We start from the raw sequence: 14,809 nt of genomic DNA, 5'->3' as shown, positions 1-14,809 counted from the left end.
TGTATAAGAAATCTATGACACTTGGATAAAAAAGCGGACTTTTAATGAAAAAAGTCCGCTTTTTATTGGTGTTGCGGTAAATACACTTGGCTGTTAAAACACACGTGAACTAAATCACTCCGCTGGTCTAAGCCTAAATCGTTACTATTTCACGAGATGATCTAAATGGGTTGCAAAATCTTTGGGGCCCATAAAACCAGTCACGCGTAAATCTTCCCTTTGCTCACCTTGTTCGTTAAACATCAACAGCGTAGGCAAACCGAGCACATTGTATTTTTCGAGTAAGGCCACATCGACCTTGTCACTTTTAGTCACATCCGCTTGTAGTAGCACGATTTTATTCATGCGGGCTAACACGTCGGTATCTTTAAAGGTGATGGCTTCGAACTCTTTACAGGCAACACACCAATCGGCGTACAGATCGAGCATCACAGGCCTACCTTGGGCGGTAGCGGCTGCAATTTCTTGCTCAAGATCTTCAATGGATTTAATGCGTTTAAAGCCATGGACTTCTTCGGTCGTCGCCGCAGTGCCTACGGAATTGTTATTAAAACCAAAGTGTCCCATCACAGCTTGGAATCCGTAGGAGAAGCTCGCCAGTAGCGCCAGCGTTAATAGCACTGAACGTACAGTTTGTTTCCAGTTAAATTCACTGAGTTTGTTCTGATGCATCAAGTAGCCGGTGAAGCTTACGCCCCACAGTGACCAAAGCATATCGGATACTACGCCTGTCCAAATACGGCCAAGCATCACGATAGATACAGCGATCAGCAGGAATCCGAAGATAGTCTTGATGATGTCCATCCAAGCGCCGGCTCTCGGTAATAATTTACCGCCTGAGGTGCCGATAATCAGTAGTGGTAATCCCATACCCATGCTGAGTACATACAGGGCTAAGAAACCTTGGAGTAGGTCGCCGGTTTGCGCCACATAAACGAGTGCACCCGACAGCGGCGCGGTAGTACAAGGTGATGCGACAAGGCCAGAAATCACGCCCATCAAGAACACGCCAACTAAGTTGCCGCCTTTTTGATTATTCGAGACTGAGTTCATCTTCTCCTGCCAGCTCGATGGCAGTTTCAAATCGTATAGGCCAAACATAGATAAGCTGAGCACAAAGAACAAAATCGCGAGTACGACTAATACGGCAGGATGTTGTAATGCCGCTTGGTATTTTAGTCCCGCCGATGCGACCACTAACCCTAAGATAGAGTAAGTGATTGCCATGCCTTGGACGTAAGCCATGGACAAGGTAAAGGCTTTTGCGGTTGAGAGCTTTTGCCCTTGGCCGACAATAATACCCGACAAAATCGGATACATAGGAAATACGCAGGGCGTTAATGCCAGACCGACACCTAGACCAAAGAAGATCACTAAAGTCCAAATTAAGCTGTCGTTTGACAGCATTTGGCTCAGGGTATCTTGCTGAGTAATGGGTTGCGTATTGGCTTTATCGGCAGTGCTTGGCTCAGTGCTGGTTTGCTCAGTCGTCGTGGTTGATTCGGCGCCTACAATTAAGCCATCGTTGGCTGCAATCGCCTTTAAAACGACTTCATGCTTGGTCGGTGGATAACACAATTTACCTTCGGCACAACCCATAAAGGTCACTGTGAGCGTGGCATTTTCATCGGCCTGTTTTAAACCAACGGGAATATCGACATAGGTATAATAGACTTCTTGCTTACCAAAATACTCATCTTCATGGGGCTTTCCCTTTGGTAGAGCGACCGTGCCTAACTCGGCACCATTGACGCTAAATTTAAGCTTGTCGCGGTACATATAGTAACCGTCGGCAATCACCCAATTGAGTTTGACCTGATTACCTTCTTGCTTGGAATCGAAGGCAAATGCTTGATCGACAGGCATCAATTCAGGCTCACCCTTCATGAAGTCGAATTTGTTACCGAAAACCCCTTCACTATGAGCTAAGGGCGCAAGAAGCAATATAGAAGTGAAAATAAGGCTGAGTAGTTTTTTCATGGCTGAGTGTTGTCTTTTATCCAATCTAAGTAGGCTGGTAGCCCGTGGGTCACAGGCACGGCAATAATTTCGGGTACTTGATAAGGGTGAAGCCTAAGCACAAGTTGTTCTAACTCTGTATATCGACTTTGTAAACATTTAATCTGTAAGCTAAATTCTTGCTCTTCACAGATTTTTCCTTCCCAAGCATAAATTGAACGTATCGGGGCGGAAATCTGAACACAAGCGGCAATACGCGACTCAATTAAAGCTCGAGCCAAAGTATTGGCTTGTACTTCATCGGGGCAGGTAGTGCTAACCACTAAATACTGATGCTGCATAGTGTTAGGTATCGTCTCTTAAGAATCTTAAAGTTCGCTTAAGCCAACTCCGTTAGGCTACTTTACGTGTTTTAATGGTCTCATACATTAGCGGGTTAACAAAAGGGTGAGCTAAATATCAGTGTTTTGCTCCCTTACTTCGTCCTAATGGTTATCCTGACTTGAATTAAGACCGGATAACCCCCATTTAGTTTACAGAGATAGTCAGATAAACCTGAGGTCGGTATGTTTTTCATTATTTTTTTACTCTTTGTGCTGATCCCAGTAATAGAGCTGTCGGTGCTGATCCGTGTGGGTGAAGTGCTTGGCACTTGGACTACCATAGGTTTAGTGCTGTTTACCGCCGTGCTCGGGGTCTCTCTGGTTCGCAGCCAAGGCTTAAATACCTTAATGCAAGTACAACAAAAACTCGCCCGCGGTGAAGCACCGGGGCAAGAAATTGTCGAAGGCATGATGTTAGCTATGGCGGGCATCTTGCTCGTGATCCCCGGTTTTGTGACCGATGCCATTGGCCTATTATTCTTGACGCCATTAACCCGTCGCCCCATTGCTGCTTTGTTGTTCAAACGCATGCAGTTACGGGTTGTTGCCGGTTTACAGGGCACAATGCACGGTGGCTTTCAAGCGGGCCAAGGTCCCTTTGGGCCTAAGCCACAGGACCCATTTGGCCAAGCGCCATTTGATGATAGTGTGAAAAAGGACGGTAATGTGTTTGAGGGGGACTTCGAACATAAAGTCGATCCAAGTGATATCAAGCCCGCTAGCCATCAACTCTCTGATAAAGCGCAGGACAAAGAACAGGATAAAGATCCTAAGCCTTAGTATTAGTCTTAGTCTCGTATTGTCTCAGTCGCTTGTTGCGTTAGTTTGTTATTGGATTAACTCAGTTGATTATCGCGTTTATTCGCTTGAGTTTTCTCCCTAATATCCCTTAGATACCAGTGGCCCACTGAATCAATCTGACCTGTGCCGCTGGTTCACCTCCACAGTAATAGCCATTTCACTCTTAAAAAACTCCAATACTAATAACCCGCCCACTAAGGTATAAGAGTTAACATGATATTAGAGAAAAGCTTTTTTTTCGCATCCACGCGATAAAGTTAGGTATTATTAAATCATGACTCTGTACCCAAGAGAAAAAGCAATATCAGTGCTGTTGTCCATGTTGAGTAGGTTTTCGACGATAGTGAATTCAATTGCACTGTTATTCAGATAATACCTATAGCCTAGAAATACTTCGTGGGAAGGTTTTGAAAAGTCATTATCTGTTTTGAGTAAACCTTCATAATGATGTAATTCAATAAGCCAACCATGGCGTCCCATTAAATACTCATAACCTAAAGATAACATTACAGCATGGTCTTTATAGTCTATTCCAGATAGACTTTCATCATTTGGTCTAAAGCTTATACCTGTTGTGGAGTAAAAATGATGCATTCCAGATGTATAGCTATAATTCAGCTGTAATGCTTGTTCAAAACGGTTATCTACAAATGGGCCAGAATTAACATGGTTGTAATATAAGCTGCCACCTATTGATAGACCATAATTATCCTCACTAAGCAATTGATATTCTAAATAGAAATTTAGGGCATTCGTTAGCGTATCGCCAGAAAGATCAGGTTGATTTATACCATTCTTTGAAAATATTTGGTTTTTGTCTTTGATTGTATTGTCGCGGCCATTTTGACCCACACCAAATGCATCATGAAACCAGATAGTGACCGAGTCAAGATGGTTATCCCCACTAAAACTCCACTTATAATTACTATCAAACATCCATTTTTCAGTGAGTTGCCACTTTATTCCGCCATTAAGAGAATTATGATAATAGTCAGCATAGTAATCGTCAGTTTCAGCCCATACACTTGCTACTGTTGCAGATCCGTATATCTCTTTTTTCCCTTCAGGCTGTGCAAATCCTGAACGAAGTAGAGGCGTTAAGCTACCCGCATGTGTAGGTGATTGGGCATGCACACGAAGTGGCCCATAATGACTATAATTGATATTTTCTGCGAAAGTACTCGGTAAAAATATTACCGTATAAATTAGATGTGCTCTAATAGTCACAAATAAAATTTTCTTTGCATATTTCATCGAAAACTCTTTTTAGCTAATCTCTATTAAAAGCAATGTTTTGTAGTGAGGCTGATGTTATGTATAAATGACTTAAATTTTTTCTGTTTGAAGCAATAAAGTTTTTGATTAGGCAGATTTCTAATTAATTTTAGAATTAAAAACTACAAAAAACATACCATAATAGTACAAGTGCGAGCCAGAATGACCTACAGATAAACGGGATTGAAGTGAGTATTAGTAAAGTGCTAATAACTGCCAGTAATATTGTCTGTTTACTCATTGCCTGGACGCTATCAAAGCGTAATTTCATGATGTTTCTCAAACATAAATTAGTATTTCAACAAAGTAATAACATTATTTATGCTGTTAGTTATAGGTAGTGGTATTTCAGATGGCATTGTAAATGAATAATCAGCACTAAATATACCGCTGCTATTTACTCGTGTAAATGTGTGTAACAGGTAATTGTCCCGTATTAGCGGTGAAAATATGGAACTGATAGTTCATATTTTTAATTAATATATTTATTTATCAGTCATATTAGTTATCGTAATTAAAGACCAATCTCAGTTTGCCAAACTTGTTTATCTAATGGATGTGCTTGTTTAAATTGTCCCTCAAACCGTAATAGATCAAAAATGAAATGGCCAGCCAGCCCACTTGCATAGGGACTGACTGGCCGCGCCGGGAAGCGTTTTTGGATAAAATGCGGAGCAGGTTAGCTGGGTGATTGACCTCCTGTTGCCGTCGCTTTGATATTGAATACTAGGCTGTACATCACTGGCAGTACGATGAGCGTCAGCAGAGAAGCGAAGCCTAGACCGAAAATAATCGTAATCGCCATAGAACCGAAAAATGCGTCAGGGATCAACGGTATCATCCCGAGCATAGTGGTTATCGCGGCCATCATCACTGGGCGAACACGGCTGACACAGGAGTCGATTAAGGCAAAATAGGCTGGTTTACCTTCACTGAGCTCGAGGTTGATCTGATCGACCAAGACAATACCGTTTTTAATCACCATGCCCGACAAACTCAGTAATCCGAGTAGTGCCATAAAGCTGAAGGGCGCATCGAACAACAAGAGTCCCGCTGAAACCCCAATCAATGCCAGTGGCACAGTAAACCAGATCACTAAGGGCTGACGCACTGAGTTGAACAAGAATACGGTAATCAAAAACATCGCTAGATAACCTAAGGGAATCGAGCTAAATACCGACGCTTGTGCTTCGCCTGCGGTTTCAAATTCACCGCCCCATTCCAAGCGGTAACCTGCGGGCAGGCTGATCGCTTCGACCTGGTCTTTGATTTTGCGCAGTACAGAATCGGCGGTTTCATTGCTACCAAGCCTAGGGTCGGCCATCACAGCGAGCATGCGCATGCGATCGCGGCGCATCACCAGCGGATTTTCCCACTCAGTGTTGAAGCTACTGACTACTTGGGTGGCGGGCACAAAGGTATTGTGTTCGCTGCTCCAAATTTGCAGCTTCCATAGGCTGTCGGCCTGCAAACGTTCTTCGGCGGGCGCTCTGGCGACGATGGGCAGCAAGTGGCTGGTTTCTCGGTATAAACCAATTTGCTTACCGCTAAAGTTAACCAACAAGGCATTGTCGAGGTCTTGCTTGCTGATGCCTGTTTCGCGCGCTTGGGCATTTTCCAGTTGCGGACGGATCAGCGGCACCTGATTACGCCAGTTGTGACGTATGCCATCCATGCTCGGTTCGGCGTGGAAAATCGCCTCGGCTTGAGCACCTAAAGCGCGCAGCACTTCTGGGTTATCACCGTAAAAGCGTGCCTCAATTTTGGCGGCGGGCGAAGGGCCGTTCTCCATGTTTTTTAAACGATATTGTGCCTGCGGGAAACGTTGATTTAACAAGGTTTCTAATTCTGGCATATAGGCTTTAACTGCGTCTAAATCCTGCATTTCTACAATCAACTGGGCAAAGGCGGGATAGCCTTTTTCTGGCTGATAGGGCAGTACGAAGCGCTGCGAACCTTGGCCAATAACGGTTGTTAAGTGTTTTAGCCCAACGTCTTTTTGCTCGTCCAGCGCAAGCATTAACTTCTCGATATCAGCGGTAAAGCGTTCGGTCGCTTTAATATCTGTCCCTTCTGGCATCCAGATATCCACAAAGAAAATCGGTGTGTTAGAAGCAGGAAAGAACACATTCTTGATATGACCAAAGCCCACCACAGCGCTGAAAAGCATAGCGATAACCAGCAGCATGCTCACCAGCCTAAAGCGCAGCGCTACAATCAAGCTTGTGCGATATAAGCTGAAGAACCAGCCCTTGTAGGGGTCTTGGGCTTCTTCATCGCTCGGCGCATCTTTAAATAACAGATGACAGAAAAACGGCGTGAGTGTGATGGCGGTGATCCAGCTGATAAACAGTGAAATCATCAACACTTGGAATAAAGAACGGCAGAACTCACCGGCGGCATTTTGCGATAAGCCAATGGGGGCAAAGGCAATAATGGCAATCACAGTCGCACCCAATAGCGGCCACTGGGTTTGGGACACTATCTGTTTGGCCGCTTCTAAGCGGGTCTTACCGCGACGGATACCAATTAAAATGCCTTCAGTAACGACAATGGCGTTATCGACCAACATACCGAGGGCAATAATGAGTGCGCCGAGGGAGATGAGTTGTAGCTCAATCCCGAGCACTTTCATCACGATAAAAGTGCCTAGAATCGTCAGCAGTAAGATCAGGCCCATCAATAGACCTGAGCGCAATCCCATAAACAGCAGAAGCACGGCGATCACTATGGCAATGGATTCCATTAGGTTGATTAAGAAGCCGTTAACTGTCTCATCTACCGCCTGACTCTGATTATAAACCGTCGCTAAATTCATGCCGATTGGGCGTTGTGATTCAAGCTCGGCTAAACGGTCACTGACCTTTTGCCCGATTTCGACTACATTCACACCACTAGAGAAAGAAATCCCCAGCGATAACGCTGCTTCACCTTTATTGTGATAAAGCACATTAGGGGTTTCGTCATAATCCCTTTCAATATTGGCAATGTCGCCAAGGTAAATCAGCTCAGAGCTACCTGGAGGGCTGACGATTAAACGCGCGAGATCCTGCACATTGCTAAATTCGCCCGTGGGATGAATGCGGATACGGTTATCGCCAATCACTAAGCTGCCCGCGTTAGAGACGACGTTTTGATTGTTCACTAAGCCATAGATATAGCTCTGATCTAACCCCAGTGCCGATAGCTTTTGCTGGGAGATTTCAATCACGACTTGCTCAGTGACGTTGCCAGCAACAGAAACCTTTTTTACTCCAGGTACTAGCACTAGCTCGCGGCGCAGATAGTCGGCGTAATTGCTCAACTCGCGGTTGCTGTAATCAGGTCCCGAAAGGTTAAATAAAATGCCATACACATCGCCAAAGTCGTCCATCACCTGTGGCGTTGCTGTGCCCGGCGGCAAGTTTCCCGCAGCATCATTAACTTTACGACGCACTTCATCCCACACCTGCGGCAGGCTGGTTTTATCGTAACTTTCTTTAATCTCGATTTGGATTTGTGATAAACCCGCACTATTAATTGAAGTCACATGCTTAATGGCGTCGAGTTGCTGCAGGGCATCTTCGAGCGGTAATGTCACTTCTTCTTCAACTTGCTCAGGCGATGCACCGGGATAAGCCGTGATCACTAAAGCTTCTTTAATGGTAAATTCGGGGAATTCTAGTTGCCCCAAACCGGTAAAACTGACGCTACCACCCACGAGTAGTAGCAACACAAACATCCAACTGATGACTTTGTGGCGTATCGAATATTCTGCAATGTTCATCAATTACACCCCACGCTGCCAGCGTAGTGGTTTGACTTTCATGCCATCGGATAATTGAGACACTCCAGCGCTGACGATGAGATCGCCCTTGTTGACGCCCGTTAAAATCTCAATACCTTGATTACTCACGCGTCCTAGCGTCACCATCGTCGGTTTTACTTCACCCGATTGCGCTTGATAAATCCACACTTGCACTTGGCCATCTTGGTCGCGCTTATCGATAGCGGTCACTGGCACTACCGTTGACGCAAGGGCACTAGGATCTTTGACTAAGGCTAAAGTCAACTCGGCACTCATTCCTGGAAGTAACTGAATATCTTGAGGTTGAGGTAACGAAAACACCACTTCATAGGCTTGAGTACCCGGCGTGACTTGAGTCGAGTATTCTTTAAATTTGGCATCGAAACTTTGCTCGGGGAAGGCACTAAAACGCACTTTAGCTGCAAAGTGAGCTTGATCGGTATATTGTTTCAAACCCGCCGCCATCGACTCGGGAACTTGAATGCTAATATCGAGCAAATTATTGTTTTGTAATGTTAATACCCCTTGGTTTGCTTGCACTATTTGGTGGTTATCCACTAAACGTTTGGCGACTGTACCGCTAAAAGGCGCCGTTAAACGGGTGTAACTCAGTTGATCGCGTGCAGCGGCTAAGGCGGCGGTGGCCGATTTGAGTTGCGCTTGAGTGCTATCAAACTCAGATTGTGAAATCAGCTTGCGATTGAGTAGCTCAACTTTACGTTTAAAGTCAGCGGCTAACAGTTCATGCTCCGCCTCGCGGGTCATTAAATTATTGTGGGCGTCCCTGTCATCAAGTTTTGCGAGCAAGCTACCTTGAGTGACTCTTTGCCCTTCAACTAATGCCAATTCTGTTAATTGTCCTGAAATGCGGAACGATAATTCTGCGCGACTATTGGCGGCAACGCGGGCTGGAAATGTTCTGAAATCTCCGTCTTCTACATTGAGTACTTCAAACAGTTTAACCGGACGAATTGTTGCCACTTGCACTGAACTTTCCGCAGGCGAACAACCACTGATCAGGGCTGGAAGCAGCATTGTCAGCGGCAAGAGTCGATATGATTTCATGGTGGAGATTTCCTAGTTAACAAATTGTCAGCATTTCTGGGCGCGAAGATACCAGCTAAATTAGTTGCAATAAACGGGATACTTTGGGATTATCAGTCCCACATAATGAGATTGAACTTAAGGTCAAAATGAAGACAGAGGACTTAGCGTTATTCCACCGAATTGCTGAAACCGGTAGTTTGATTGAAGCGGCGGATTTACTTAACTTACCTAAATCGACTGTGAGTCGGCGTTTGCAAGCCTTGGAAGATGAGCTGAACATTAAATTGTTTCACCGTCAGAGCCGCTCTATGACGCTCACTTCTGCGGGCAGTCATTTTTACCAGCGCTCGCAGAATATTTTGGCTCAGCTCGACGAAACCCTATTCGAAATGACCAATGACGATGCTGAGATCAGCGGGCATTTGCGTATTCAAATGTTCCCCATCCACAGCATGAAAATCTTGATGCAAGCCATTTTCCGCTTTATGGATATGCACCCTAAACTCACCTTAGAAGTCATCAGCAGTTCAGAATCCGTTGATATGGTGAAACATAATCTCGATGTGGCCTTTGTAGTCGAGCCTGCGTTGGATACCTTAGATTTAGTAGTGCGGCCGATTTTTACCACTGACTTACGTTTTTACGCCAGTCCGCAATATTTAGCGGCACATGGCACACCTAAAACACCGAAAGAGATTGAAGCACATAATGTGTCTATGTTCCGTTTATCCAATGGCAAAATCTTTAATGAGTTATTTATCGGTTCAGAACAAGAGGTGAGAGTCAGAGGCAATTTCTGCTCCAACAGTATTGAAGTGGCGGTTGAGTTTGGATTGCAAGGACGCGGTATCGTGTATGCACCTTCTGAAGTCGTTGCCGAATATGTGGAAACAGGTGAGTTAGTGACCTTATTACCTGAAATCCAACCCCACCAAGGCGAGTGCTTCTTAGCTTATCCATCAAGACGTTACGTAAGTTTAGCCAGTCGGCGCTTTATCGACTATATCATGCAAGAGTTAGTGCCAAACGGGGTGCCGACTAATATGAGTGAGCAAGGCCCACGTCGATCCTGCAAAGCCTCTACGGGAGCGTTTTCAGACGATGTTTTGCGCTTTCCCGTTAAAAAATCAAGCTAGTTTACCCCTCGCTAATGGCGTTTGCGGTCGTGATCTTTGTGGGCTCACAGATCCGCTGCGCCAGCCAGTAACAGGCAATTCCCATCAAAATATTGGTCACAGGTAGCGCGAGCAGCAGGCCCTTAACGTCACCTATATACGATCCCAAGGCTGCTAGCGGCAGCATGAGCAGTACTAAGCGGCACAGATTGATGACTAATGAACTCATAGGCCTATGGTAGGCATTGAGGGAGGTCGCGACAATAATCACTATACCCAAAGGTCCGTAGGCGCAGGGCAGCACTAAGATATAAAAACTTAGCCATTCGATAACCTGCGGATCGGTACTGAATAAATGCGCGATAGGCTCGGCTAAAAAGATCAGTGGGATATAGAGTAAGGTTTGGAAAATAAAGATAAATTTTATCGATAATAGCAGGGCTTCTTTTGCTCTGAGTGGCTGTCCTGCCCCTAAGTTTTGCGCAATAAAGGGCATTAAACTCGACGACAGTGCCATCACTACTATTAATAGCACTGACTCTAACCGAGTACCGGCACCAAAGGCTGCCACGGCGCTGTGATCGATATGCGCCAACATGGCCATAATAATGGCATTGGCTAGTGGATTGATTAAATTCATCAAGGCGGCGGGTTGTGCTATATGGGCTAGTTTGCTCCAGTTCGCGCGTATTCTGTCTATGTCAAAGGCGGCCCATTCGAGCATTTTGCGCCTGACAATCAACAAATATCCCGACAAAGATAAGGCAATCAACCAAGCGAACAGGGTTGCAATTGCGGCGCCTTGGATTTCTAAACGTGGAAATGGCCCAATACCAAAAATCAGTAACGGATCGAGGATAAGATTGATGATTGCCGCCAGCGCCATGATCATCGCCGGCGAGCGGGTGTCGCCAGTGGAACGTAAGCCTTGATTGCCTACCATCAACAATACCAGCAGCGGTGCGCTGACATACCAGTAAATCATATAGTCGTGGATCAGCGGCAAGCTGTCATCGTTTGCCCCGAGTAAGCGAAACAGTGGCGTAATAAAAATGCTACCCAGTGCGGCTAAACTGGCGATCAAGACAAAGGTGAGCAATAAGGCATCATGCAAGAACACTTTGGCCTTATGGGCATTACCCGAACCGATAAGTCGACCTAAATTGGTCGAGACTCCAGCGCCAATACCAATGGCGATGCTCGAGATCACTAAGGTCACCGGAAAGGTAAAACTAATGGCGGCTAAGGCTTCGGTGCCCAATTGGCTAATAAAAAAAGTGTCAGCGAGGCTGAAACCTAGAATGGTCATAATGCCAATTAAGTTGGGGAGGCTCATGTTGAGCAGTACACGACCAATTGGCGCGGTGAGCAGCCCGTGTCTGTCTTTCATGGAAAAATAGTGCCTTGTTAGCGAGCGGAGGCGAGATTCTAGCAGGATTGTGCGGACTTGAAAAAACCGACATCAAAAAATTGAAGTTTTTTTTCTAAATGCCCTTGGATCTCGACACTGTCAGCCCCATATCTCAGACAGCAAAAGAGCAGACTAAGGTGTCTGTTTTTTTAATCACAAATAGGCTCGATTGTAGGGCATCAAATCATTAGGAGAGTTCATAGATGAATATTCGTCCATTACATGACCGCGTAATCGTTAAGCGTCTAGAAGTTGAATCAACATCAGCGGGTGGCATAGTACTGACCGGTAGCGCCGCTGAAAAATCAACTCGCGGTGAAATCCTTGCTGTGGGCAATGGCCGTATTTTAGAAAATGGCACAGTTAAGCCACTGGATGTCAAAGTGGGTGACGTGGTGATCTTCAACGAAGGTTACGGCGTTAAGAAAGAAAAAATCGACGGTCAAGAAGTCTTGATCCTGTCGGAAGCTGACCTGATGGCAGTAGTGGGTTAATCCTCAGCATCAATTCGACATTCCAATTAATCATTAAAAATTTAAAGGATAATCAAGATGGCAGCTAAAGAAGTTGTATTTGGTAATGACGCTCGCGTAAGAATGCTGGCTGGCGTAAACATTCTCGCAAACGCAGTTAAAGTGACCTTAGGCCCTAAAGGCCGTAACGTGGTATTAGACAAGAGCTTCGGCTCACCACTGATCACTAAAGACGGTGTTTCTGTTGCCAAAGAAATCGAGTTAGAAGACAAATTCGAAAACATGGGCGCGCAAATGGTGAAAGAAGTTGCTTCTAAAGCCAACGACGCCGCCGGTGATGGTACTACTACTGCAACTGTACTGGCTCAAGCCATTGTAGTTGAAGGCTTAAAAGCCGTTGCAGCCGGTATGAACCCAATGGATCTGAAGCGCGGTATCGACAAAGCCGTTATCGCTGCAGTTGCTGAATTAAAAGCCTTATCACAACCTTGTGCAGATTCAAAAGCGATTGCACAAGTTGCGACTATCTCTGCAAACTCTGACGAATCTATCGGCGAAATCATCGCAACAGCGATGGAAAAAGTCGGTAAAGAAGGCGTGATCACAGTTGAAGAAGGCCAAGCGTTAGAAAACGAATTGGACGTAGTAGAAGGTATGCAGTTTGACCGTGGCTACCTATCTCCATACTTCATCAACAAGCCAGAAACGGGCAGCGTTGAATTAGATCACCCATTCGTACTGTTAGTAGACAAGAAAATCTCTAACATTCGCGAACTGTTACCTATCCTTGAAGGTCTGGCAAAAACCGGTAAGCCATTGCTTATCGTTGCTGAAGACGTTGAAGGCGAAGCATTAGCAACTTTAGTTGTGAACAACATGCGCGGTATCGTGAAAGTGGCTGCCGTTAAAGCACCTGGCTTTGGCGATCGTCGTAAGGCAATGCTGCAAGACGTAGCAATCCTGACTGGCGGTACTGTTATTGCTGAAGAAATCGGGCTAGAGCTTGAAAAAGCAACGCTGGAAGATTTAGGTACAGCTAAGCGTGTTGTGATCACTAAAGACAACACCACCATCATCGATGGTAACGGCGAGCAAACACAAATTGCTGCTCGTGTAAGCCAAATCAAACAACAAGTTGAAGAATCAACGTCAGACTACGACAAAGAAAAACTGCAAGAGCGTATGGCTAAACTAGCTGGCGGCGTAGCAGTGATTAAAGTTGGCGCAGCGACTGAAGTTGAAATGAAAGAGAAAAAAGCCCGCGTTGAAGATGCTCTGCATGCAACTCGCGCTGCGGTAGAAGAAGGCGTGGTTCCTGGCGGCGGTGTTGCTCTGGTTCGCGTAGCTTCTAAGATCGCTGACGTTGAAGTATTAAACGAAGACCAAAAACACGGTGTGGTTATCGCACTGCGTGCAATGGAAGCACCACTGCGTCAAATCGCCACTAACGCGGGTGAAGAAGCGTCAGTTGTTGCTAACACAGTGAAGAACGGCAGCGGTAACTTCGGTTACAACGCCGGTAATGACACTTACGGTGACATGTTAGAAATGGGTATCCTTGACCCAACTAAAGTGACCCGTTGTGCATTGCAATTCGCTGCGTCAATCGCAGGTCTGATGATCACTACAGAAGCTATGGTTGCTGAGATCCCACAAAATGCTAGCCAAGATATGGGCGGTATGGGTGGGATGGGCGGAATGGGCGGCATGATGTAATTTTTGCTGGTCTAAAACGTTGATTACGGCGTTGCTGCTCGCTCACATACACACAACGTATGCTACGCTCACAGCGCCTTGTACTGAACGTTTTATGCTGTGCAAAAACGTCAGACCCCTAGGCCTAAGTTCTTAGTCCGCTAAGAGCGACACCTAAAAAAATCCCTGATACTTAATAGTGTCAGGGATTTTTTTGTATCTGAGGGGCTAAGGAAGTGTTGCTTAACCACTCTAGATTGTATTGGGAGCAGAAAGCTAAACGTCGTGGTAAAGCACCTTGTTCTAACTCGATTTATCCAACGTAAGATACTTTGCTGGTCTGGAGCCTAAAAGCCTCAAACCAAAGTTCTTGTAAAAGAAAAACCCCGATACTGGTAACAGTATCGGGGTTTTGTTTTTGGTCTGGCAACTTGGGGAAATATTGGGTGTACTTATCTACACTTTTTGAGATTTAAGTACTGAAATAGTCATGAAGGTGTAACATTGTACACTTTTTGGTGGCTTATCATTTTCAACAATCCAAAAGTGTAGTTCTGTACACTTTTATATTGAATGGGGCTGGTTTTAGGGCTAAGGTGTATGAAGTTACACTTTTGGAGATGATGATGGCATCACCGTTAAATCAACAATCCCTCGGCTTGTTAATTAAAGAACGAAGGAAAAGTGCTGCTCTTACCCAAGACGTGGCGGCCATGCTGTGCGGCGTAACCAAAAAAACGCTGATCCGAGTTGAAAAAGGTGAGGATGTTTATATCTCAACCGTATTCAAAATTCTTGATGGTCTGGGGATTGATATCGTTTCGGTTCAAACCAGCGACACCGAAACTAACGGCTGGTATTAA

Annotated in this window: 11 protein-coding genes; 5 read left to right on the top strand and 6 right to left on the bottom strand. The window is 45.3% G+C overall.

The window, feature by feature from the left end; genetic code table 11:
• Positions 1–144 precede the first annotated feature (144 nt).
• Both L5L91_RS20930 and cutA read right to left on the bottom strand, forming a co-directional pair.
• Entirely contained in the window at positions 145–1,980 is a 1,836-nt protein-coding gene (locus tag L5L91_RS20930) for a protein-disulfide reductase DsbD (protein WP_263237626.1), read from the bottom strand.
• The gene (gene cutA, locus L5L91_RS20925) at positions 1,977–2,300 is read right to left on the bottom strand and encodes a divalent-cation tolerance protein CutA (RefSeq protein ID WP_113940010.1); all 324 of its coding nucleotides are present in this window, start codon (positions 2,298–2,300) and stop codon (positions 1,977–1,979) included. The genes L5L91_RS20930 and cutA overlap by 4 nt, the downstream gene beginning before the upstream one ends.
• A gap of 225 nt (positions 2,301–2,525) precedes the next feature.
• Here cutA and L5L91_RS20920 point away from each other — a divergent pair, with 225 nt between their 5' ends.
• Positions 2,526–3,122 carry an FxsA family protein gene (locus L5L91_RS20920; RefSeq protein WP_105251362.1) on the top strand — a complete coding sequence of 199 codons (597 nt, stop codon included), beginning with the start codon at positions 2,526–2,528 and terminating at the stop codon, positions 3,120–3,122.
• Between the two features lie 288 nt (positions 3,123–3,410).
• On the opposite strand, the gene L5L91_RS20915 is transcribed toward L5L91_RS20920, so the two are convergent.
• The 3 genes from L5L91_RS20915 to L5L91_RS20905 all read right to left on the bottom strand — a co-directional run bounded on the left by L5L91_RS20915 (position 3,411) and on the right by L5L91_RS20905 (position 9,270).
• A complete protein-coding gene (locus tag L5L91_RS20915) occupies positions 3,411–4,397 on the bottom strand; it encodes a DUF3187 family protein (RefSeq protein WP_263237625.1) in 987 nt (328 codons plus the stop codon).
• Between the two features lie 700 nt (positions 4,398–5,097).
• Complete coding sequence (locus L5L91_RS20910; protein ID WP_263237624.1) at positions 5,098–8,184, bottom strand: efflux RND transporter permease subunit; 3,087 nt, start codon at positions 8,182–8,184, stop codon at positions 5,098–5,100.
• Positions 8,185–8,187: 3 nt separating this feature from the next.
• Positions 8,188–9,270 carry an efflux RND transporter periplasmic adaptor subunit gene (locus L5L91_RS20905; RefSeq protein WP_263237622.1) on the bottom strand — a complete coding sequence of 361 codons (1,083 nt, stop codon included), beginning with the start codon at positions 9,268–9,270 and terminating at the stop codon, positions 8,188–8,190.
• A gap of 128 nt (positions 9,271–9,398) precedes the next feature.
• Between L5L91_RS20905 and L5L91_RS20900 the strand changes: the two genes are divergently transcribed.
• Positions 9,399–10,388 carry a LysR family transcriptional regulator gene (locus L5L91_RS20900; RefSeq protein WP_006086115.1) on the top strand — a complete coding sequence of 330 codons (990 nt, stop codon included), beginning with the start codon at positions 9,399–9,401 and terminating at the stop codon, positions 10,386–10,388.
• Between the two features lies 1 nt (position 10,389).
• Here L5L91_RS20900 and L5L91_RS20895 read toward each other — a convergent pair whose 3' ends face one another.
• Positions 10,390–11,757 carry an MATE family efflux transporter gene (locus L5L91_RS20895; RefSeq protein ID WP_263237621.1) on the bottom strand — a complete coding sequence of 456 codons (1,368 nt, stop codon included), beginning with the start codon at positions 11,755–11,757 and terminating at the stop codon, positions 10,390–10,392.
• A gap of 224 nt (positions 11,758–11,981) precedes the next feature.
• Between L5L91_RS20895 and L5L91_RS20890 the strand changes: the two genes are divergently transcribed.
• From L5L91_RS20890 to hipB, 3 genes are all read left to right on the top strand, one after another.
• Entirely contained in the window at positions 11,982–12,272 is a 291-nt protein-coding gene (locus tag L5L91_RS20890) for a co-chaperone GroES (RefSeq protein ID WP_006086113.1), read from the top strand.
• Between the two features lie 57 nt (positions 12,273–12,329).
• On the top strand, positions 12,330–13,967 hold the full coding sequence (gene groL, locus L5L91_RS20885; RefSeq protein WP_263146635.1) for a chaperonin GroEL: 1,638 nt from the start codon (positions 12,330–12,332) through the stop codon (positions 13,965–13,967).
• 605 nt (positions 13,968–14,572) lie between these two features.
• Complete coding sequence (gene hipB, locus L5L91_RS20880) at positions 14,573–14,809, top strand: type II toxin-antitoxin system antitoxin HipB (protein ID WP_105253052.1); 237 nt, start codon at positions 14,573–14,575, stop codon at positions 14,807–14,809.

It is taken from the genome of Shewanella sp. SM55 (genome assembly GCF_025654025.1).
Taxonomy (GTDB): domain Bacteria; phylum Pseudomonadota; class Gammaproteobacteria; order Enterobacterales; family Shewanellaceae; genus Shewanella; species Shewanella oncorhynchi.
The sequence above is the reverse complement of the archived record's forward strand: the minus strand, read 5'-3'. Positions and strand labels throughout refer to the sequence as shown.